This window comes from Pedobacter sp. BAL39, assembly GCF_000170795.1.
Taxonomy (GTDB): Bacteria; Bacteroidota; Bacteroidia; order Sphingobacteriales; family Sphingobacteriaceae; genus Pedobacter.
In genome coordinates, this window is the sequence record NZ_ABCM01000017.1 from 32,684 (window position 1) to 55,025 (window position 22,342).

The 22,342-nt window shown below is 46.5% G+C and carries 15 protein-coding genes; 13 read left to right on the forward strand and 2 right to left on the reverse strand.

What is annotated here, in order from left to right; translation table 11 throughout:
* Positions 1-36 precede the first annotated feature (36 nt).
* The 9 genes from PBAL39_RS18670 to PBAL39_RS18710 all read left to right on the forward strand — a co-directional run bounded on the left by PBAL39_RS18670 (position 37) and on the right by PBAL39_RS18710 (position 15,464).
* A complete protein-coding gene (locus tag PBAL39_RS18670; RefSeq protein ID WP_008244419.1) occupies positions 37-1,080 on the forward strand; it encodes a hypothetical protein in 1,044 nt (347 codons plus the stop codon).
* A complete protein-coding gene (locus PBAL39_RS18675; RefSeq protein ID WP_008244420.1) occupies positions 1,010-3,322 on the forward strand; it encodes a hypothetical protein in 2,313 nt (770 codons plus the stop codon). Before PBAL39_RS18670 ends, PBAL39_RS18675 begins: the two co-directional genes overlap by 71 nt.
* Positions 3,323-3,454: 132 nt before the next feature.
* Positions 3,455-4,306, forward strand: a complete 852-nt coding sequence (locus tag PBAL39_RS18680; protein WP_008244421.1) for a methylated-DNA--[protein]-cysteine S-methyltransferase — start codon at positions 3,455-3,457, stop codon at positions 4,304-4,306.
* A gap of 71 nt (positions 4,307-4,377) precedes the next feature.
* Positions 4,378-6,264 carry a 7TM diverse intracellular signaling domain-containing protein gene (locus PBAL39_RS18685; RefSeq protein WP_232282982.1) on the forward strand — a complete coding sequence of 629 codons (1,887 nt, stop codon included), beginning with the start codon at positions 4,378-4,380 and terminating at the stop codon, positions 6,262-6,264.
* A gap of 325 nt (positions 6,265-6,589) precedes the next feature.
* A complete protein-coding gene (locus tag PBAL39_RS18690; protein ID WP_008244423.1) occupies positions 6,590-9,499 on the forward strand; it encodes a TonB-dependent receptor in 2,910 nt (969 codons plus the stop codon).
* A gap of 12 nt (positions 9,500-9,511) precedes the next feature.
* Positions 9,512-10,936 carry a RagB/SusD family nutrient uptake outer membrane protein gene (locus tag PBAL39_RS18695; protein ID WP_008244424.1) on the forward strand — a complete coding sequence of 475 codons (1,425 nt, stop codon included), beginning with the start codon at positions 9,512-9,514 and terminating at the stop codon, positions 10,934-10,936.
* A gap of 62 nt (positions 10,937-10,998) precedes the next feature.
* The gene (locus PBAL39_RS18700; protein WP_008244425.1) at positions 10,999-13,299 is read left to right on the forward strand and encodes a glycoside hydrolase family 3 N-terminal domain-containing protein; all 2,301 of its coding nucleotides are present in this window, start codon (positions 10,999-11,001) and stop codon (positions 13,297-13,299) included.
* 82 nt (positions 13,300-13,381) lie between these two features.
* Complete coding sequence (locus tag PBAL39_RS18705) at positions 13,382-14,824, forward strand: glycoside hydrolase family 30 beta sandwich domain-containing protein (RefSeq protein ID WP_008244426.1); 1,443 nt, start codon at positions 13,382-13,384, stop codon at positions 14,822-14,824.
* Positions 14,825-14,972: 148 nt separating this feature from the next.
* A complete protein-coding gene (locus tag PBAL39_RS18710; RefSeq protein ID WP_008244427.1) occupies positions 14,973-15,464 on the forward strand; it encodes a hypothetical protein in 492 nt (163 codons plus the stop codon).
* Between the two features lie 37 nt (positions 15,465-15,501).
* Here PBAL39_RS18710 and PBAL39_RS18715 read toward each other — a convergent pair whose 3' ends face one another.
* Both PBAL39_RS18715 and panB read right to left on the reverse strand, forming a co-directional pair.
* The gene (locus tag PBAL39_RS18715) at positions 15,502-16,188 is read right to left on the reverse strand and encodes an RluA family pseudouridine synthase (protein ID WP_008244428.1); all 687 of its coding nucleotides are present in this window, start codon (positions 16,186-16,188) and stop codon (positions 15,502-15,504) included.
* Positions 16,189-16,270: 82 nt separating this feature from the next.
* Positions 16,271-17,086: a 3-methyl-2-oxobutanoate hydroxymethyltransferase gene (panB, locus tag PBAL39_RS18720; RefSeq protein WP_008244429.1), complete on the reverse strand. Its 816-nt coding sequence runs from the start codon at positions 17,084-17,086 to the stop codon at positions 16,271-16,273.
* Positions 17,087-17,436: 350 nt separating this feature from the next.
* On the opposite strand from panB, the gene carA reads away from it, so the two are divergent.
* The 4 genes from carA (at position 17,437) to eno (ending at position 21,958) form a co-directional block, all read left to right on the forward strand.
* A complete protein-coding gene (gene carA / locus PBAL39_RS18730) occupies positions 17,437-18,549 on the forward strand; it encodes a glutamine-hydrolyzing carbamoyl-phosphate synthase small subunit (protein ID WP_008244430.1) in 1,113 nt (370 codons plus the stop codon).
* 97 nt (positions 18,550-18,646) lie between these two features.
* Complete coding sequence (locus PBAL39_RS18735; RefSeq protein ID WP_008244431.1) at positions 18,647-19,417, forward strand: ABC transporter ATP-binding protein; 771 nt, start codon at positions 18,647-18,649, stop codon at positions 19,415-19,417.
* Positions 19,418-19,426: 9 nt separating this feature from the next.
* Entirely contained in the window at positions 19,427-20,518 is a 1,092-nt protein-coding gene (locus PBAL39_RS18740; protein WP_008244432.1) for an ABC transporter permease, read from the forward strand.
* Between the two features lie 144 nt (positions 20,519-20,662).
* Positions 20,663-21,958 (forward strand): phosphopyruvate hydratase, encoded by a 1,296-nt coding sequence (eno, locus tag PBAL39_RS18745; RefSeq protein ID WP_008244433.1) that lies wholly within the window; start codon positions 20,663-20,665, stop codon positions 21,956-21,958.
* The last annotated feature ends 384 nt before the right edge of the window (positions 21,959-22,342 follow it).

Below are 22,342 nucleotides of genomic sequence, written 5' to 3' on the forward strand. Positions count from 1 at the left end.
CTAGTTTAACTTTACAACCGCCCCGATTCCATTAATATGTTAAAAAAAGCGATCTATCTTCGGCTATGTGTGCTCTTGCTCCTGTTCACGGCATGCTGTCTGCAGGCCTGCCAGCATCAGTCGAACGCCAGCAGCGCTTTTTATTATTGGAAAGGTACTTATGAGCAGAGCCCTGAGCAAAGCGAGCTGCTACAGCAGACCGACAGCAGACGGCTATACCTTCGTTTCATGGATGTAAAATGGAACAGCAGTACCAAACAGCTGGCCCCTGAAGCCGTCATCCGCTTTCGTGATTCCATTGGCAAAACGGCAGTCACCCCCGTCATCTTTATCACCAACCAGAGTTTTGAAAAAATCAAAATTGAGGAGACGGACAGCCTCGCCTTCTACCTCAATAAAATCAGTCAGCAGCTTGCCGCAGCGCAACACCTGAACTACGAGTCCATGCAGATTGATTGCGACTGGACCGTGTCTACCCGCGAGAAATACTTTCGCTTCCTCTCACAGCTCAAAAAGTTCAGTCATAAAAAACTAGAAGCTACCATTAGGTTACACCAGGTAAAATACCATTTCCGCACAGGTATTCCTCCCGTAGACCGGGGGATCCTCATGTTCTATAACATGGGCAAACTTTCCGCAGACCTATCTGCGCGTAACTCCATCTACAATAAGGAAGACGCAGCACCTTACATCTCCTACCTTTCCAGCTATAAGTTACCACTTGACATTGCCCTGCCCCTCTTTTCGTGGTCGCTGCACATCAGACACGGAAAGCTCATACAGATCTATGGCAAAATTGGAAAAACGGCCTTGAACAACCAGGAAAATTTTGAACCTACAGAACATAAAAATGTATACAGGGCCAGGAAGAGCTTTTTCCTCTCCGGCGTATATGTAAAAACAAACGACCTTTTTAAACTGGAAGCCGTTGACTCCAAGCTGCTGACTACAGCAGCAAAACAGCTCGCTCCACAACTCCATAAAAACGAAAAACGAAACATCATCTACTATGAACTTGGCAACCTCGACTTATCATCATTTAAGGCAAAAGATCTCCAAAAAACTTCTGCTTACTTTTAGCCTCTGCAGTCTTTCCCTGGGAGGTATCGTATGGGCATGTGCCGATGCGGGCTGGGACGACAGCCAGTATTCCAGCTTCACGCCGGAAGCATTCGTGTCCGAAGCATATACTCCGTTTTTTTACACTCCCTATCGTTCCTATTATGGCGACGAGACTTATAAGGACGACAACAGCAACACCAGATATAATAAGGAGGTACTGGCCGACTGGGATGCTTATTTCCAGAAAACAGTTCCGGCTGCCACCCTTCAATACCTGCTGCTGGAAGCCAGCTACAGTGGCGTTGATTCCGTGTACAAAAACTATAAAGGCACCATTGCCAGCCTCCCTGCAAAGCTCCCCCAGCTGAAAACCTTACAGGTCAACAAAAAACAACTGACCATCTTCATGGACTACCTCCTGCTAGCCAAAGCCTGTGAAAAGTTCGCCGCAAATTATCAGCCTTATTACTGGGGAGATGACCAGCCGAAAGTTGAAGTGCCGCAACAATTAGAGATTTCACTCAGCACGGCCTTTAAACAGGCAAAGGACACTTTTGTAAAACAACGTTTATGGTTCCAGCTGCTGCGGTATTATTACTTCCTGGAACGTGCCGACCAGTCGGCAACCGTTGCAACATCACGCACGCTGAAGACCTTTAATGCCTCCAAAGAAAGTTTCCCGAAAAACACGATCTATTACCGAACCCTGGGTTACCTGGCAGGTCTATATTACAGCAAAAATGATTACGCAACCTCAAACTACCTGAACAGCCTCTGTTACAACTATTCCTATGAGATGAAGATCCCCGCAAAATGGAGCTTCCATCCTCAGGAAGAGTCCGACTGGAAGCAGACCCTGGACATGGCCAAAACCAAAGAAGAGAAGATCACCCTCTGGCAAATGCTCGGTACTTACTTCGATGCAGAACGTGCCATTACGGAGATCGTTGCCCTCGACCCACAGTCGGAAAAACTTGACCTCCTGCTCAGCAGGATAGTCAACTCTGCAGAAAGTGACCTCAACGGTGCCTATTATTACAACGACAAAGACACAGCTGCAAAGACAACACTTCGTAAGAATCTTGTGCTCATCGGTGGCATCGCGAAAAAGAACAACACCGCGAAACCTTATTTCTGGAACCTCGCCGCCGGCTACCTGCATAGTCTGAATGGCGACTACCCTATAGCTAAGCAATTCTATGATCAGGCAAAAGGTCAACTACCAAAAGATGATCAGCGTGTGCTGGCCCAATATAAACTGCTCGACTGGTCCTTGTACGTCAGACAGCTAAAATCCATTGATGCGGCCACAGAAAATAAACTCATTGAACCGCTGAATTGGTTCGCCGACCTCAGAACACAAAAGCAGGATGTTCCTTACCTCCGCTATTACCTGGCGGTTGACCAGACCATAGACCTTCTCTCTGAGCTCTACAAGAAAGCGGGCAACCCGGTAAAGGCAGCGGCATTCAAATCTTACAGCGACTTCTACCGCAGCAATGCACAGATCGAACAGCTCAAGGCGCTGCTCAATAAACCCAATAAAACGGCCTTCGAGCAAGCCATGCTGAGGTACTATCCGCTTAAAACTGAAGACCTGAACTACTACCAGGCCATGGTACTCGTGTACCAGGACAAGCTGCCGCAGGCACTGGCCATGCTGGAAAAGAGCAATGGTGAAAGTACCCCTCTCCTGGGCAACCCTTTCAACATCAGGATCAACGACTGCCATGACTGTGACCACCAGATGGCACAGTCGACAAAGTTCACGGTATCCAAGATGCTCCGGATGATGAACAACCTGAGCACAGAAATTAAAGCGGGAAGAAATGTTCATAATAACGCTTACCTGCTGGCCAACGCCTTTTACAACATCACCTATTATGGAAATGGAAGAACCTTCTACCAGTCGGCCGTTACCAATGCTGACGTCACCTATCCTACCAGCATCCCCTCTGCTTTCAGGAACATGATACTTTCCTGCAAGCCCGCAGAAAAGTACTACCAGATTGCACGTGATGCCGCCGCCACCAATGAACAACGTGCCCGTGCGGTGTTCATGGCCAGCAAATGTGAACGCAATGAAAGTTATACAGAAGCCTATGACCTGCCTGAAAGTTCCAATATGTGGGATGCCGATGTGAAGGAGCTGTTCTTCGGCAAGTACTTTGGTGCATTGAAACAGCAGTATGCCAACACAAAGTTCTACCAGGAGATTCTGCAGGAATGCGGCTACTTCCGCAGCTTTGACGGCCGGTAGTCATCAAACACCTATCCTCTGTAAAACCCGAAAATAAAAACAGCAACTTTCGGGTTTTACAGTGATGCCGGTTCCGCTATCTTTGAAAGACATCACCGCATTCAGGATATCCACCTAAAGACATCAGCATAAATGGAAACAGAAGTTCAGATCGACTACCAGAGAATTGAAAAAGCCATCGGCTACCTGAAGTCAAACTTCAGAATGCAGCCCACGCTGGAAGAAGTTGCCGCTTATGTTCACCTGAGCAGCTTCCACTTTCAGCGGATGTTTACGGAATGGGCCGGCGTCAGTCCGAAAAAGTTCCTGCAATACCTCAACATCCAGTACGCAAAGTCGAAGATCAGCAGTGCCACAGAAATTACGTTATTTGATCTTGCCCATGACACCGGTTTATCTGGCACGGGGCGCCTGCATGACCTTTTCATTAAGCTGGAGGGCATGACCCCGGGGGAATATAAAAATGGTGGCATCAACCTGCAGATCAACTACAGCTATCAGGAAAGCACCTTTGGCCCGCTGTTCATCGCAAGCACAGACAAGGGCATCTGTTATATGGCTTTTGCTGATGATCCGGAGGTGCCATTACAGGAACTCCGGCTGCGCCTGCCAAATGCCAGCTACAGGCAAGCAACTGATACCCTACAAGAAAATGCTTTAGGCATCTTCAGAAAAGACTTCAATAACCTTCAGCAGGTAAAACTACACCTGAAAGGCACCCCCTTTCAACTGAAAATATGGGAAACACTGCTGAAAGTGCCCAGCGGCGACCTCGTCAGCTATTCCGGGCTGGCAAATGCCGCCAACCAAAGTAAGGCCTGCAGGGCCGTAGCATCTGCTGTTGCCGACAATCCCATTGCCTACCTCATCCCCTGTCACCGTGTCATCCGCTCCACCGGCGACATCGGACAATACCATTGGGGGCCCGACCGAAAGGCAGCAATGATTGGCTGGGAGGCTGCAGCCTTAGAATTTACGGAATAATAATCGCAACTTTGCAGGCTCAATACTAAATATAAGATCCTGTAATAACTATGCCCCTCAACTTTTCTTATGTGAGACGGATTGTCATCCTGGTATTATGGCTGATGGCTGTGCTGAGTAACCGTACACAGGCACAAGAAACGGTTGCAGTAGACGATCAGACCAATCAACACATCTTCTCCTTTGCGCAGATAGAAGAATTTCATGACCCTTCTAACCAGCTGAACTTCCAGCAGGTACTCCGCAAGGCAGAAGAAGGCGCCTTCAAAGCCAGCATCAAGAGTACACCCCAAACCAGCCAGATCAATAGCACCTACTGGTTCCGCATCAGGATCAGGCACAACTCCAAAGCACAGAAGACATTTCTCCTTGAATTTTTCGACCAGACGCTGGACCATATTGTCGCCTACATCCCACATAAAGGAGGAAAATATACGGTAAAGGAGTTCGGTGACAACTACAAGTTTGACCACCGCGACCTGCACCATAAAAACTTCGAGCTCCTGCTCAACAACGACCACGACGAGGTGGAAACCTATTACTTTAAGATCAGGACTTCCCAGATCGGTGATGCCATAATTGTCCTGAGGTCTGTGGACTGGTTCATCTCCTACGCCCTGGATGAATACTTTTACTTCGGCATTTTCTATGGGATGATCCTTGTCTTCAGCCTGTACAACCTGATCATGTACCTCTCCATGCGGCAGCAGCAATACCTTTATTATGTGCTGTACAACCTGAGCGTGGGCTTTTTTGAGATGAGCACCGATGGTATTGCCTACCAGTACCTATGGCCAGGATTGCCGGAATGGAACCAGATTGCCTACGCTTTCTCCCTGTATTCTGTCAGCATTTTCGCCCTGCTCTTCACCAGGAAGCTGCTCTTCGTAAAGGCTAAAGCGCCAAAGTTAAATCAGCTGATCATCGCCATCATTGCCATCAGGAGCCTGTTTTTCGTCTACGCCTTTCTTTTTGACCAGACACTCTTCAACTACAAGTTCATTGACGCCATTCCACTGGCTGTTGCCTTTTATACCGGCATTTACATCTACAGGAAAGGTTACCTTCCAGCACGTTTTTTTGTGCTGGGTTACAGCTTTCTCTTTACTGGCTTTCTCCTGAAGTTCCTGATCATGCTGGGCTTTGCATGGCTGAACTTCGGTGCCATCAGTTATTACAGCCTGAGTTTCTGTTTCATCCTGGAAATGGTATTTCTTTCCCTCGCCATCGGCGATAAAGTCCGCATCCTCAAAAACAAAAAGGATAAGGTACAGCGGCAGATGATCCAGCAGATGGCCGTCAATGCGAAGTTAAAAGACAACCTGAATCAGGAACTGGAGCGGCAGGTAGAAGAGCGCACCCGGGAGGTATACCATAAGTCGCTGATCATTGAATCCAAAAACAGCGAGCTGCAGGAAGCCAACGATATGCTGAAACAGCAGGCCGAGGAGATCTCCAGAATGAATGTGCTGCTCGAACAGGACAACCAGGAGCTGCAGACCAATGTGGAGAAGGTAACCCGAGACAGGGTGATGTCGGCAGATGTGGACTTCGAGGAGTTCAGCCGCATTTATCCGGACAAGGAGCACTGTAACCTTTTTCTTTCTGAGCTGAAATGGAAAAACGGATATACTTGCAGAAAGTGTAAAAACAACCACTACTATGCAGGCCACATCGCCTATAGCAGGAGGTGCAGCAAATGCAGCTACGAAGAGTCTGTTACCACTTACACCATCTTCCACAACACCAGGATTCCTATTGTCAAAGCCTTCTATATGATCTTCCTCATCTACTCTACCAAGGGTAAGATCTCCTCCCATAAACTATCAGAAATCCTGGGCATCCGGCAGAGTACCTGCTGGACTTATGGTTCCCGCATTAAGGAGGTCATGGAAGAGCGAAAAGCTATGCTCAAAAAGGCCAACAAAAACGGCTGGAGCTTGCTGGTGCTCGAATAAAAACATGTATTCTTATCCCCATAAAACAGGTTTTCAGGTTTCAGAAGCTCATTTTCGTCACCTTAAAACCTATTTTTTTATGCTTTTTTTATAGGGTATTTAAGCGTATCAGTTCAGGCAGACAAAGACCTGCAGTATCCATCCCTACACATTGAAAATCAGCACTTATGCCGGTTTAGGCCTAGGGTACCGAAGCGTATCACAATCAACACAACTAACTAAATATCAACTAATTACCAAAAATATATTCATCGAAACACTAGGAATTCACATTAAATCCGTGTTAACTTTACCTCATCAAATAAATTAAACAAAAGCAAAAATCATGAGAAAAAAGTTTACTCTTTTCATCATCTGTCTGCTCTGCAGTATCTCCGTGAGTATGGCTCAGGAGATCAACATCAAAGGCCAGGTGAAGGACCAGCAAGGCCAGCCTATTCCCGGAGTATCCGTGAAAGTTAAAGGCACCAGTAAAGGCGCCATCAGCGAAGCCAACGGAAGTTACTCCGTCAGTGCTCCCGCTAATGGAACGCTTGTATTTTCTTTCATTGGATTTGTCAGCATTGAAGAATCCATCAACAACAGAACAGCAATTAATGTGAGTCTTTCAGAAGAGAATAACCAGCTCAATGAGATCGTCGTTGTAGGTTATGGTACACAAACAAAAAAAGACCTGACCACAGCAGTCGTGTCGATCTCTTCCAAAGACCTGAAAAACCAACCCGTAACGAATGCATTGCAGGCGGTACAAGGTAGAGCGGCCGGGGTGCAGATCAGCTCCCAGTCCGGAAAGCCAGGTTCAGAAATGGCCATCAGTATCCGTGGTAATACTTCTATCACAGCTTCCAACAGCCCTCTATATGTTATCGATGGGGTGACTTCAAGAAACGCCGGCTTCCTGAACCCAAATGATATTGAGTCGATGACCATCTTAAAGGATGCGTCAGCAGCAGCGATATACGGATCCAGCGGTGCCAATGGTGTGGTACTCATCACCACCAAAAAAGGCGTTGAGGGTAAGGTGAAAGTAGAATTCAATGCTTTCACTGGATTCTCCAACTTCTGGAGGAAACAGGATGTGCTAAACAGTACACAATACACGGCGTTGATGACGGAACTGGGTTATACCAGCTTCGGGACAGGTGCAAATACCGACTGGCAAAAAGAAACTTTCGGAACAGGTACACAGAACCAGTATCAGGTATCCCTCTCTGGTGGTGTAAAAGGCGGGCAGTATTACTTCTCCACCGGTTACCAACAGGACAAAGGGGTAGTTGCTCCTGCCAAACTGGACAAATACACCATGAACTTCAATGGAACTCAGCAAGTAACCAAATGGCTGAAATTCAACGGAACAGCAGCATTAACGGCAAGAAATTCTATTGACGTGCCTGATAACAATGGTATTGACCGCGGTGGTGTCATCCTATCGACCTTAACCACTCCCTCCACAATTGGCATCTATACCCCTTCAGGTATTTATACTTCGGTACCAAATGCGGGCGGATGGGATAACCCAATTGCACTGGCCTACGGTAAAGATAACAAAACAAGAAACTTCAGGTTCATTGGTGCATTTGGCGGTGAGATCAAATTCTCTCCGGACCTTACCTTTAAGTCTACCATCAGCACCAACATCAACAGAAACTTCTACTCGGGATACCAGGATCCGTTCATGACGTCCTACGGTCGCCAGGAAAGAGGTATTTTAGATAACAACCGTACTAATGAACATGTATGGTTAAATGAGAATATCCTGAATTTCACCAAAAACATCGGCAAGAATGCTTTCACTGCTACCGGTGGTTATACCATTCAGGAGTCCGACTGGCAATACCGCGATTATCGTGAAACACGTTTTTACGATATCCCAACCGGTACCATTCCCCAAACACCTTCCGTTGGGCTTACCATTCCTCAACGTGCACAGTGGTCAAAACAATCATACCTGGCCCGCGTAACCTATGCGTATGATGGTAAATATCTGTTCAGCACCAACTTCAGGGCCGACGGTTCCTCTCGCTTTGCTAAGGACAACCGCTTTGGATATTTCCCTTCTGCATCTGCAGGATGGAGAATCTCTGGTGAAAACTTTATGAAAGACGTGAAAGCCATCAATGACCTGAAAATACGTGGTAGCTGGGGTATTGTAGGAAATGATGAGGGTATCGGAGATTACGCATACATGAAACTCTATCAGATCAACGCACAAGGACAATATACGCTGAGCAACCCGGCAAACAATGACCTGTCATGGGAAAGAACGACACAGACCAATGTCGGTCTGGACCTGACTATGTTCAACAACAGGGTAACGTTTACTGCAGATGCGTACATCAAGAAAACCAATGACCTGTTGATCAACGTACAGTTGGCTCCAAGCTCCGGTTTTGGCTCACAAGCTTACAATGTTGGCTCCATGGAGAATAAGGGACTTGAGTTCGTATTGTCTACCAAAAATTTTGATAGGGAAAAATTCAGATGGAGTACTGACTTCAACATTTCCTTCAACAAAAATAAGGTGACCAGTCTTGGTGAAACCACTCAAAACCTGACCTTCGGTGGCATCAACGGACGTACAGATGCGATAAGGATTGAAGTTGGCCAGCCTTTGGGCAGCTTTTATGGATACCAGTTTACAGGTGTAAACCCTGCAACGGGAGACGCCACATATGCCGATCTTAACGGCAACAATCAGGTTGACCCAGGCGACAGGACATATATTGGATCTGCGCAGCCTGACTTCACCTATGGTTTGACCAACAACCTGTCTTATGGCAATTGGGGTTTCAACTTCTTCTTTCAGGGCGTACAGGGCAGCCAGCTGTTCAACGCTTCGAGGATAGACCTTGAATCAATGAGCGACTCCAAAAATCAGTCGACCGCTGTATTAAACAGGTGGACGCCGCAAAACACCAATACAAACATCCCGCGTGCTTCCTACCAGTCGATCGATAATTCCCTCACCTCCAGCAGATTCGTAGAAAACGCTTCGTACCTGCGTCTGAAAACAGCAACCTTGTCTTACAACTTCGGCCCTGCTGCACTTGGTAAATGGAACATGAGCAAACTGACCGTTTTTGCTACAGGATATAACATATTTACTTTCACAGACTATAAAGGTTTGGATCCTGAGGTAAACCGCGACAATGCAAATGGTCCATCAATGGGTGTTGACTATGGAACTTATCCGCAAAGCAGAAGTTTCCTTTTTGGTGTTAATGTTGGATTTTAATAAGAAATAGCGATGAAAATTAAATTATATTCCATTATAGCCGCATCAGCCTTTGTAATTGGTGTGATGGGCGGTTGTAAAAAAGACTTCCTGGAAAAGACGCCTTTCAACCAGGTGACAGGAGATGTTGCCTTCGTTGACCTCGCAGGTGCAGAAAAACTACTTGCCGGAGCTTATGGCAGCATGTATACAGATGTACACATATGGGACCTGATCCTACACGGTGACGTAACATCTGACAATGCATATGCAGGTGGCGACAACCCGAATAACATTGCCATGGACCTGTTTACGGTAAATGCAACCAATGGAAACATTGACCGCGACTGGGCACAACTATATACCAATATCAAGGATGCAAATGAAGTGTTGGAAAATGTGCCCAACATTCAGGATCCCGCACTGGATGCCAACGGCAGACGTGCGCAGATCCTCGGAGAAGCCTCTGCATTGAGGGCTTACCATTACTTTTACCTTGCCCGTGTATTTGGCTCTGTACCACTGGTACTAAAATCGCCTGCTACACTTGAAGAAATGAAACCTTCGAGCGCACCTTTAGATGCTGTGTACGCACAAATCATTACGGATCTGGAGTACGCACTTGCTAACGTACGTACCACTGCACCAAATAAAGGCATCATTACGAAAGGCATCGTGAATGCCCTACTGGCGAAAGTATATGCGACCAAGCCTAACCCAGACTATGCAAAAGTAATTCAGTATAGTGATGCGGTAATTAACGGAGGATACACTTTGGTGGGTAGCTATGATCAGCTGTTTGACGGTGCCCATGAAAATAATACTGAATCGGTATGGGAAATGCAGTTCGACGGTTGGGGTGGCCCGGAAGGACGTGGAAACTGGATGCCAGGATTACACATTGGTAATGGATGGAAACGCTTCACAACACCAACCAACGACCTGGTAGCAGCTTTTGATGCCGAAGGTGATGCCATCCGCAAGAACTCCAGCATTACCTTCCGTAATGCCAGCTCCGAAGATTGGTCGGACATCTACTGGCCAAAAAGCAACTATCCATATGTGTACAAACATAGAACAGACGATAAGGCCAACAATTACATCATTCGTCTGGCAGACATTATCCTGCTAAAGGCGGAAGCATTGAACGAGGCAGGTGCTGGTGGATTTGCTCAGGCAAAACCATTGGTAGACCAGATCAGGGACCGCGTAGACCTGCTGCCTACGCCGGCTAACGACCAGGCATCCATGCGTCTTGCAATAGAAAAAGAACGCCGCCTGGAACTTGCCTTTGAAGGCCAGCGTTGGTTTGACCTTCTCCGCAATAACCGGGCAATTGCCGTCATGAATGCGCAGAAAAACGGTCAGGGAGCCTCCTTAAACTACAATATAACGACAGAAGAGTTGCTTGCCCCTATTCCACAAAAGGAAATCGACAGAAACCCAAATGTGAGGTAACAAAATTAATAACCGGGGAGAGGCGCTAACACAACCTCTCCCCTTTTTTTAATACACACAACATGAAATTTAGAAGAAGCCTTTCGTTATTACTACTCTCCGGCTGTTTTTCGACAGCATTTGCCCAGAGTGGCAACCAGGCGAAAATTGAAAGCCTGATCAAAAAAATGTCCATCGAAGAAAAGGTCGGACAGATGGCACAGGTGACCCTTGATGTCATTGGCAAAGGAAAAGGACGCTTTGAAAGCGATGAGCCTTTCAGCCTCGATGATGCCGCCCTGAAAAAGACCCTGCTGCAGTATCATGTAGGCTCAGTGCTGAACACCTCCAACAACAGGGCAAGAACCCCGCAGGTATGGTATGGCATCATCAGCAAAATTCAGAACGTGGCCATGAAACAATCGAAACATGGCATCCCCGTGATCTATGGTGTAGATGAGATGCATGGCGCTACCTATACCGCTGGTGCAACGATGTTCCCGCAGCAGATCGGTCAGGCTGCAACGTTCAACCGTGCCCTGGTTAAGAACGGCGCTTCCATCACGGCCTATGAAACCCGTGCAAGCTCCATTCCATGGAACTTTGCACCCTTGCTCGACCTGGGTGCTGACCCGCGTTTCCCAAGACAATGGGAGAGCTTCGGTGAAGATCCTTATGTGATCAGTGAGCTGGGACTTGCTGCCGTAAAAGGTTATGAAGGTGAAGATGGCCGTGTGGCACACCCTGAGAAGGTGGCAACCTCCCTGAAACATTTTCTGGGTTACCAGGTGCCCGTATCGGGAAAAGACAGGACTCCTGCCTACATCTCTGATCAGGCACTGCGGGAATACCACCTACCCCCGTTTAAGGCTGCTATTGATGCAGGAGCAAAAACGATCATGATCAACTCGGGCATCATCAATGGCGTACCTGTACATGCAAACCATCACATCCTCACAGAGCTGCTGAAAGAAGAGCTTGGTTTCAAGGGCCTGGTGGTGACCGACTGGGGCGATATTGAAAACCTCTACAAAAGGGACCACATTGCCAAGGACGATAAAGAGGCCATCATGCTGGCCATAAATGCAGGTATCGACATGTCGATGATCGCCTACAACTACGAAACATTCTGTGACAACCTGATTGCCCTTGTTAAAGAAGGCAAAGTAAAAGAATCTAGAATCGATGACGCAGTAAGGAGGATTCTCTGGGTTAAATATGAGCTGAATCTTTTTGACAAACCGACGACTAACCCTAAAGACTATCCTAAGTTTGGCAGCAAGGCCTTCGAAAATGCGGCTTATCAGACCGCTGCAGAGTCGATTACGTTATTGAAAAACACCGATGCGGCATTGCCATTGTCAAAATCCGCGAAGATCCTCGTGACAGGACCAAATGCCAATTCCATGCGTACCCTAAACGGCGCCTGGACGTACTCCTGGCAGGGAGAAAAGGTAGAGGAGTTTGCCGGAAAATACAACACCATTCTGGAGGCATTACAGCTAAAAGCTGGGAAGGACAAGGTGACGTATCTGCCTGGAGTAAGCTATAAAATGGATGGCAAATATTATGAAGAATATGCCGACAAACTTGAAGAAACCATTGCCGCGGCGCAGACCGCAGATGTGATTGTACTATGCCTTGGCGAAAACACCTACACAGAAACTCCAGGTAACCTGAACGATCTGTACTTATCAGACCTGCAAACAGAACTGGCACAGCGACTGGCGGCAACAGGAAAAAAAATCATCCTGGTGCTGAATGAAGGAAGGCCGCGCATCATCAGCAAGTTTGAGAAAAAGATGAGTGCTGTGATACAGAGCTACCTGCCAGGTAACTTTGGTGGCGATGCACTTGCAGATGTGCTTTATGGTGATGTCAACCCCTCTGGGAAGCTGCCATACACTTACCCTCAGTTTCCAAATGCCTTATTTACCTATTACCACAAACCTTCGGAATCAAGAGAAACTACTGAAGGAGTTTACAACTACGATGCAGACTATAACCCTCAATACGTTTTCGGGCACGGCCTCAGCTATACTTCATTTAAATATGACCAGCTGAAGCTCAGCAGCAATACACTGAAAGCTGGCGAAAGCATGACCATCAGCGTCAACATCAGCAATACCGGCAAGGTAACTGGAAAAGAAACGGTGTTATTGTTCACATCTGACCTCGTGGCCAGCATGATCAGCCCGGACATCAAACGCCTGCGCGGCTTTGACAAACTGGAGCTGAAAGCCGGTGAGACAAAAACAGTAACCTTCAGGATCAGTCCGCAAGACCTTGCTTTTGTGGGTACCGACAATAAAAAGGTGACTGAACCGGGTGAGTTTACTGTTCAGATCGGCGATCAGAAGGCCAACTTTAACTACAGCCTGTAACAGAATAACAATTTATATAACTATACATACCATCCGGGTGAGTCATTGCAAGCCCATCCGGATGCTACCGAAAAACACGCAAATGAAATTATTACAGCTCAGCTTATTGTTTGCAGTTGCCCTGGGCTCCTGCGCGTATAAGAAAAATGCAGAAACCGGTCCGGCGATCACGCCAGCAGGTGCTGCCGGTCCCTCAGATGTAGCCCTATGGCTCACCAATGGCGATAAATCTGCACTGCTTCAAAAGCAAAACGTCTCACTTAACTTCGGTCAGGCCAGCAACAGCAACCCGACCATCGTGATCGATGACCAGCAGACCTTCCAGTTCATTGATGGATTTGGCTATACCCTTACCGGCGGCAGTGCCAGCCTGATCAAGGCGCTGCCTGACGCAAAAAGAGCGGCGCTGCTGAAAGAACTCTTCAGTACCGAGGGAAATGGTATCGGGGTAAGCTACCTGCGCCTGAGCGTAGGCGCATCCGACCTCAGCGCTGAAACCTTCACCTATGATGAGATGCCGAAGGGACAAACCGACCCGGAGCTCAAAAATTTCTCTATCGCGAAAGAAATGACAGACCTGGTGCCGGTACTTAAGGAAATCATTGCCATCAACCCTAAGATCAAAATCATGGGTTCGCCATGGACGGCACCGACCTGGATGAAAGACAACGAAGCTTTCAAAGGCGGCAGCCTGAAACCAGAATATTATCAGGTGTACGCAAAATATCTGCAGAAATATATTGAAACCATGCAGGCCGAGGGGATCATCATCGATGCACTGACGATACAGAACGAACCCCTGCACCCCGGTAATAATCCCAGCATGTACATGAAGGCTGAAGACCAGGCGGTATTTGTAAAGTCTGCCCTAGGCCCCGTGTTCCGCAGCGCTGGCATCAAAACGAAAATTATCATTTACGACCACAATGCAGATCGCCCGGACTATCCAATCACGATCCTTAATGATGCCGATGCAAAGCAATACGTAGACGGCTCGGCCTTCCACCTGTACGGCGGACAAATCGATGCGCTGTCGAAAGTTCATGAGGCTCATCCCGACAAGAACCTGTACTTTACCGAGCAATGGGTAGGCGGTCCGGGTAAGTTCAATGAAGACCTGAAGTGGCATGTTTCCACCCTCATCATAGGAGCTACACGCAACTGGAGCAGGACGGTTCTGGAGTGGAACCTGGCGGCAGATCCTAACTATCGTCCTTTTACTCCTGATGGAGGATGTACTTCATGCCTTGGTGCCATCACCATTGGTGGCACAGAGGTCAGCAGGAACGTAGCTTACTACATCATCGGACACGCGTCGAAATTTGTGAGACCAGGCTCACAGCGCATATCCTCAACGCAAAACAACAACATACAGAATACAGCATTCAAAACTCCGGACGGAGAACTGGTGATGGTAGCCATGAACACCAGCTCCAGCAACCAGACGTTCAACATCGGCTATAAGGGAAAGGTGGTGACCACTACCCTACCGGCAGGATCAGCGGGAACCTACATTTGGAAGTAATCTTTGCTAAGGCAAACAAAAACCGTCCCGGCATCATGATTCATGAAGCGGGACGGTTTTTGTTTTCAGCGGATCACAACACGCCGTCACAAATGGCAGCATAATTGCAAGTAGTTCAGCATCAAAAAAAGATCAATATACCTGCTTTATGAAAAAGACACTTTTATCATTAGGAATGGCACTCGGCATCTTTGCCGCCTGCACCAGCAATAACTCAGAACATCAAACCGGCGACAGTTCTGCGATGAAATCGCCGGACACTACGGCTATGCCTACCAATCCCATCGCGGGCAAGTCGGAAAACTGTTATGCCTACATTAAAGACAAAGACAGCATCCTGCTGAAGCTGAACATTGAAGGGCAGGAGGTGACAGGCGATCTGGCCTATAACCTGTTTGAAAAAGATAAAAACAAGGGAACGATCAGTGGAGAAATCAAAGGAGACACCATTATCGCCGAATATCTGTTTGATTCGGAAGGTGTGCGTTCCACCCGTGAATTGGTACTCCTGAAAAAAGGAGAACAGTATTATGAAGGTTTTGGAGACGTGATAGACAAAAAGGGAAAAATCTCTTTCAAGAACCGTGCGGAACTAAAATTTGATGGCTCCATCATCTATTCACCTGTAACCTGCAAATAGATCGGTAAGCACCTGTAAACCGTAGTACTCCCGTCGTCTACATATGTTCAAACTTCTCCCAGAAACCATCTACGGGAAGTTTGGCAAAGATATTCACCGGTTCTTTTTTTACAGGATGTACAAACTGGAGCCGGCGGGCATGCAGGCAAATGCTGCCTTTCCGGCTTCCTCTTGGATATCCATATTTATTGTCGCCCACAATAGGACAGCCCAATGTGGACAGTTGTACACGGATCTGATGTGACCTGCCCGTCAGTGGATCCACTTCAATCAGGTAATAACCGTTCAGTTCCCCGATCAGCCGATAACTCAGTTCCGCACGCTGGCTTCCGGGCACTTCCGATTGGTGCGGGGTAACTACATTCTTCTGCGGGTTTTTTACCAGCCAGTGTACCAGCGTACCCGAAGGTTTTGCCGGTTTGTTACGTACAATGGCCCAATAGGTTTTCTTCACCTCCCTGTTCTTAAATACCGCATTCATGCGTTCTAAAGCCTTACTGGTTTTGGCAAAGAGGATCACGCCGCTCACTGGCCTGTCCAGCCTGTGCACAACCCCAAGGAAAGCACTATTAGGTTTGTTGTAGGTTTTCGCCAGATATTTCTTTACCTGCTCATCCAGGGGCTCATCCCCTGTTTCATCCACCTGCACAATATCCCCGGCGCGCTTACAGATGGCGATCAGGTGATTGTCTTCGTATAATATATCTTTAGCGGTTACGGGCATTCTTATGGGTTACGGCTGCAAGGTAGCTTGCCTATGCGTTAAATGTGAATATGTGTTCTGTTAATTGAAATGATCAATCTATTTAATATTGCTCTTTCTCATTCGGAAAGTCGTTAGACTTCACATCCTTGATATAAGACTGTGCTGCACCCAGTATACCTTCATAAAGGTTGACATACTGACGCAGGAACCGTGGCTTAAAGCCTTTGGTCAAGCCGATCATGTCGTTCACGACCAACACCTGTCCGTCACAATGCGGGCCGGCACCAATGCCGATGGTAGGGATGAATAACTCCTCAGAGACTTCCTTAGCCAATGCAGCTGGGATTTTCTCCAGCACCACGCCAAAACATCCTGCTTCCTGCAAAGCCTTGGCATCAGTTCTCAATTTGAAAGCTTCCGCTTCCTCCTTGGCACGAACAGTATAAGTACCAAATTTATAAATCGACTGCGGCGTCAGTCCGAGGTGCCCCATCACAGGGATACCTGCAGTAATGATCCTTTGTACAGACTCCACGATTTCCGTTCCTCCTTCGAGTTTTACTCCATGGGCACCGGATTCTTTCATGATGCGGATGGCTGAGCTCAGCGCTTCCTTTGAATTTCCCTGGTAGGTCCCGAAAGGAAGGTCGACCAACACCAGGGCGCGTGAAGCCCCTCTTACTACCGACTGTGCGTGGTAGATCATCTGATCTAATGTAATCGGCAATGTAGTCTCATGACCTGCCATCACATTTGAAGCAGAGTCTCCAACCAGCAAAACGTCCAGACCAGCGTCATCAAGAATGGTAGCCATAGAATAATCATATGCAGTGAGCATGGCGATCTTCTCTTTACGGTTTTTCATTTCTTGTAAACTACGCGTAGTGATCCGCTTTACTTCTTTATTTACAGACATCGTTTTTTATGTTTAGTTGCCGCAAAATTACTTTTTACATTGGAAATATGATGAGTTTTATCTTTTTTGTGACACACATCAGTTTTGCCAACAGGTGTTGGCGAGGAGAAAAGACCGAACTAGGGAAAGAGCCTAACAGCAGCCCAGGGACAATTCTAACTTTCAAGGTTTTCTGCATAGCTAAATTTAAAAAAAAATATTGATATCCATCATGTAAAACGTATCTTTGTATCCCGAAATGAAGGGGACACTTAACAGCACATTTGTTAACTACAGAAGTGATATCAAAATCACACACAAACCATCATTTTTCTCTTTTTTCACCATAATTTTTCATTTTTACTTAAACAATGACTAACTACACCAAGTTACCTGCAATCTTGTTATTGGCTGATGGCACCGTTTATTACGGTAAAGCTGCTGGAAAAATCGGCACAACTACCGGAGAAATCTGCTTCAACACTGGTATGACAGGCTATCAGGAAATTTTCACTGATCCTTCTTACTTCGGACAGATTATGGTTACCACCAATGCGCACATTGGAAATTATGGCATCCATAAAGAAGAGATTGAGTCAGAGAGCATTAAAATTGCCGGACTGGTTTGTAAAAATTACAATATCGGTTTCAGCCGCAAGGAAGCCTCTGAATCTATTCAGGATTATTTTCAAAATGAAAACATTGTTGGTATCTCCGATATTGACACCCGTGCGCTGGTACGTCACATCAGACATAAAGGCGCCATGAACGCCATCATCTCTTCAGAGATCACTGACCTGGAAGAGTTGAAAAAGAAACTTGCAGAAGTACCTTCCATGGACGGACTGGAGCTTTCTTCACAAGTGTCTACCAAAACAGCTTATTTCTATGGATCTCCGGATGCGACCTATAAAATTGCTGCATTAGACCTGGGCATCAAGAAAAACATCCTGCGCAACTTTGACGACAGAGACATCTATGTACAGGTGTTCCCTGCAAAGACCAGCTTTGAGGAAATGGACAAATGGGGTGCTGATGGTTATTTCATTTCCAATGGCCCTGGTGATCCATCAGCAATGCCGTATGCCATCGAAACAGTAAAACAGGTTCTGGCAGCCGACAAGCCACTTTTCGGAATCTGCTTAGGCCACCAGCTCCTTGCTGAAGCCAACGGAATCGGTACGATGAAAATGTTCAACGGCCACAGGGGATTGAACCATCCTGTAAAAAACATCATCAAAGACCACTGCGAAGTAACTTCTCAGAACCATGGTTTCGGTGTCGTGCCTGATGAAGTGAGAAACTCCGATAAGGTAGAGATTACCCACATCAACCTCAACGACCAGTCGATCGAAGGCATCCGCGTAAAAGGTAAAAAAGCATTTTCCGTACAGTATCACCCGGAATCTTCTCCAGGTCCTCACGATTCACGTTATCTTTTTGATGACTTCATTGAGATGATCAAAGGCGAACTGGCCTGGTAATATCAATTGTCCTGTCGGACAAATCATTTAAACGACATTTTCGAAGGTTTAGCAAGGATTAGTTTTCTATTCTTCTAAACCTTCTTACATTTATAGTATGGACAATACCAACGCCATTATCAGCGTAAAGAACCTGGTCAAGAGCTACGACGACTTTACGGCGGTGCAGGGCATCAGTTTTGATGTATATAAAAATGAAATATTTGGCCTCCTCGGGCCAAATGGTGCCGGAAAAACGACCACTCTCGAAATTATTGAAACCCTGAGGGAGAAAACATCCGGAGAAATTACTGTTGATGGTTTCGATGTGACCAGGGAAGCCAGTAAGATCAAAAGGATCATCGGTGTACAGCTGCAGGCAGCGGGCTATTATCCCAACCTCAACCTGGTAGAGCTGATGGAACTGTTCTCGGGCCTATACGGTGTAGACATCAAACCGATGGAAATGCTGGCCAAGGTAAACCTTCAGGACAAGGCAAAAGCAAAATACAAAGCGCTTTCCGGCGGACAGAAACAACGTTTTTCCATTGCCACCACACTTATCAATTCACCAAAGATCATTTTCCTGGACGAGCCGACCACTGGCCTTGACCCTCAGGCACGACGCAACCTATGGGACCTGATCATCGACATCCGCAACCAAGGTACTACCGTAGTGATTACCACCCATTACATGGATGAAGCGGAGCAATTGTGCGACCGAGTAGCCTTCGTAGAGCGCGGACAGATCATCGCACTGGATACACCGGATAACCTCATTGACCAACTGGTCAGCAGCGGTTTTGAGAGAAAAAAAGAAGTAAAGAAAGCCAACCTGGAAGATGTATTCATCAACCTCACCGGGAAGGAATGGCGGGAAGACAATTAAAAAACAGCAATGAGCACATCCTACAATCATAACAAGGCCACACTGGCCCTTGCGAAGGCAAGTTTCAGGTCCATCATGCGCAGTCCGTCTGCAGTGGTTTTTACACTGGCCTTTCCTTTGATATTTATTCTCGTATTCGGCTTTCTTGGCGGGAGCGGCATCAAGGTTGACGTGGCGATTGCGCCGGGTTCAGACCTGCGGAATCCGGTCATCTCAGCACTGGAAGCCAGCAGTGTCATCCACCTGCTCAGGGATAAAACATCCGAAGAGATCAATGCAGCACTGCAGAAGGGCAACATCGACGCCCAGATTGACATACAAAAGAATCCATCGGGAAAACCGGCCTTCCTGACCAGCGTAAAATATACATCAGCATCAGTAGACAAGGGCAATATCCTGAAATCAGTACTCAACAACCTTTTCTACACCCTCAATGCAAAAGACGTGATGCCAACAGTGGCTCAACTCAACGAAAGCACTGTGCAGGGCAGGATCTACCGCAGGATCGATTTTATCTTACCAGGACAACTTGGTTTCTCCCTATTGAGCACAGGTGTATTCGGAACTGCCTTTATCTTTTTCAGTCTGCGCCAGAACCTGGTCATCAAACGCTTTTTTGCCACTCCGGTGAGAAGATCCAGCATTGTTTTCGGAGAAGGAATTGCAAGAATAGGCTTTGCGTTACTGGGCGCAGTATTCATTATTGTCGTAGGTCACTATTTCTTTCATTTTACCCTCATCCACGGCATCATCACGATACTGAACATGCTCATTCTCTCTACAATCGGGCTGATTGTGTTCATGGGCTTCGGTTTTGTGGTCTCCGGCATTGCCAAAAGTGAAAGTACCATCCCGCCGATATCCAACATCATCACCCTGCCCCAGTTTCTTTTGTCAGGCACATTTTTCTCTATTGATGCCTTTCCGGCATGGTTACAGCCCATCAGCAGGGCTTTGCCACTCACCTACCTGAACGATGCGATGAGAAAGGTTGCCTTTGAAGGCGCAGGTCTTTGGGATGTGAAACAGCAAATAGTGATCATGGTCATCTGGGGCATAGGTGTATATGCCGTAGCCGTGAAAGTTTTCAAGTGGGAATAGGCTTAACTATTTCTTAATGAAGGCACAGGCTAAAAAAATAGACGATCAAACCCTATAATTTAAAATTTATTATACCTTTGAATTATCGCCTTAGTAATTGTAGTTTTTACACTAAGGCTTATTTACAAATCAAAACCAATTAAAATGAGTTTAATAATTGATGTTCAAGCAAGGCAGATCCTTGACTCCCGTGGTAATCCAACAATTGAAGTAGATGTAATTACAGAGAATGGCGTTCTTGGCCGTGCAGCAGTACCTTCTGGTGCTTCTACAGGTATGCACGAAGCAGTAGAGCTTCGCGACAACGACAAATCTGTATACATGGGAAAAGGTGTTTTGAAAGCCGTTGCCAATGTAAATGATAAAATTGCTGACGAGTTGAAAGGTGTGGATGTATTTGAACAAAATGCAATCGACCAATTGATGATCAAACTTGACGGAACTGAAAATAAAGGAAACCTGGGTGCGAATGCCATTCTTGGTGTTTCACTGGCAGTAGCTAAAGCAGCAGCACAGGAAAGCCGTCAGCCTTTATACCGCTACATCGGTGGTGTGAACGCAAACATCCTTCCTATCCCGATGATGAACATCGTAAATGGTGGTTCTCACTCTGATGCCCCTATCGCATTCCAGGAATTCATGATCATGCCTGTTGGTGCTTCTTCCTTCTCTGAAGCATTAAGATGGGGTACCGAAGTGTTCCATAACCTGAAAGCAATCCTGCATGACCGCGGTCTTTCTACTGCTGTAGGTGATGAAGGTGGTTTTGCCCCAACTTTTGATGGTACTGAAGATGCAGTAGAAACTATCCTGAAAGCAATTGAAAAAGCAGGTTACAAACCAGGTGAGCAAATCTGTCTGGCATTTGACTGTGCTTCTTCTGAATTCTACAAAGACGGAAAATACGACTATACTAAATTCGAAGGCGAAAAAGGTGCCATCCGCACCAGCGCTGAACAAGCAGAATACCTGGCTCAGTTAACTGAGAAATATCCGATCATCTCTATCGAAGATGGTATGGATGAGAACGACTGGGAAGGCTGGAAATTATTAACTGACAGAGTTGGTGATAAAGTACAGTTGGTTGGTGATGATTTGTTCGTAACTAACGTAACACGTCTTCAGAAAGGCATCAACGAAGCTACTGCAAACTCTATCCTGGTAAAAGTAAACCAGATCGGTTCTCTTACTGAAACCATCAACGCAGTAAGCCTGGCACAGACTAACGGTTATACTTCGGTAATGAGTCACAGAAGTGGTGAGACTGAAGATACTACGATTGCTGATTTAGCGGTTGCTTTAAACTGTGGTCAGATCAAAACTGGTTCAGCGTCACGTTCTGACAGGATCGCAAAATACAACCAATTGTTACGTATTGAAGAAGAACTTGGTTCTGCTGCACGTTTCATTGGAAAAGACTTCAAATTCTACAAAAAATAAGAAGTTTAAGTTCTAAAAAAACCAATACTCTTTTCGTCCTCAAATCTTTGAAGAAAGATTTGCATGTCCTTAAAGAGCATTGGTTTTTTTATGCCCAAAAATTCAGCAATAGCGAGTGTATCAACAGGTCAGATATTGTGACAGCGTTACCTTTTACTTCTTTTATGATCATGTTTCATTGACGGTTTTTCATTTTCTTCTACCCTAATGAAAGCATCTTCATGTGCCATCAGCATTTCAGGCCATATAGCATGTTCCGCCAAATTCTTGTTTTAAGGTCACAGGTTGTGACCTCAGACTATCCAGCTCCTTTATTCATTTTAAACATAAGTTGTCCGGAAAACGCGTCGTATTATCTGTTTCAATGAATTTACAGGTGTCTAT

Bases quoted from the DNA above. Each gene is read 5' to 3' on its own strand.
- PBAL39_RS18670 (WP_008244419.1), top strand. From the start codon at position 37: ATGTTAAAAAAAGCGATCTATCTTCGGCTATGTGTGCTCTTGCTCCTG.
- PBAL39_RS18675 (WP_008244420.1), top strand. From the start codon at position 1,010: ATGAACTTGGCAACCTCGACTTATCATCATTTAAGGCAAAAGATCTCC.
- PBAL39_RS18680 (WP_008244421.1), top strand. From the start codon at position 3,455: ATGGAAACAGAAGTTCAGATCGACTACCAGAGAATTGAAAAAGCCATC.
- PBAL39_RS18690 (WP_008244423.1), top strand. From the start codon at position 6,590: ATGAGAAAAAAGTTTACTCTTTTCATCATCTGTCTGCTCTGCAGTATC.
- PBAL39_RS18695 (WP_008244424.1), top strand. From the start codon at position 9,512: ATGAAAATTAAATTATATTCCATTATAGCCGCATCAGCCTTTGTAATT.
- PBAL39_RS18700 (WP_008244425.1), top strand. From the start codon at position 10,999: ATGAAATTTAGAAGAAGCCTTTCGTTATTACTACTCTCCGGCTGTTTT.
- PBAL39_RS18705 (WP_008244426.1), top strand. From the start codon at position 13,382: ATGAAATTATTACAGCTCAGCTTATTGTTTGCAGTTGCCCTGGGCTCC.
- PBAL39_RS18710 (WP_008244427.1), top strand. From the start codon at position 14,973: ATGAAAAAGACACTTTTATCATTAGGAATGGCACTCGGCATCTTTGCC.
- PBAL39_RS18715 (WP_008244428.1), bottom strand. From the start codon at position 16,188: ATGCCCGTAACCGCTAAAGATATATTATACGAAGACAATCACCTGATC.
- panB (WP_008244429.1), bottom strand. From the start codon at position 17,086: ATGTCTGTAAATAAAGAAGTAAAGCGGATCACTACGCGTAGTTTACAA.
- carA (WP_008244430.1), top strand. From the start codon at position 17,437: ATGACTAACTACACCAAGTTACCTGCAATCTTGTTATTGGCTGATGGC.
- PBAL39_RS18735 (WP_008244431.1), top strand. From the start codon at position 18,647: ATGGACAATACCAACGCCATTATCAGCGTAAAGAACCTGGTCAAGAGC.
- PBAL39_RS18740 (WP_008244432.1), top strand. From the start codon at position 19,427: ATGAGCACATCCTACAATCATAACAAGGCCACACTGGCCCTTGCGAAG.
- eno (WP_008244433.1), top strand. From the start codon at position 20,663: ATGAGTTTAATAATTGATGTTCAAGCAAGGCAGATCCTTGACTCCCGT.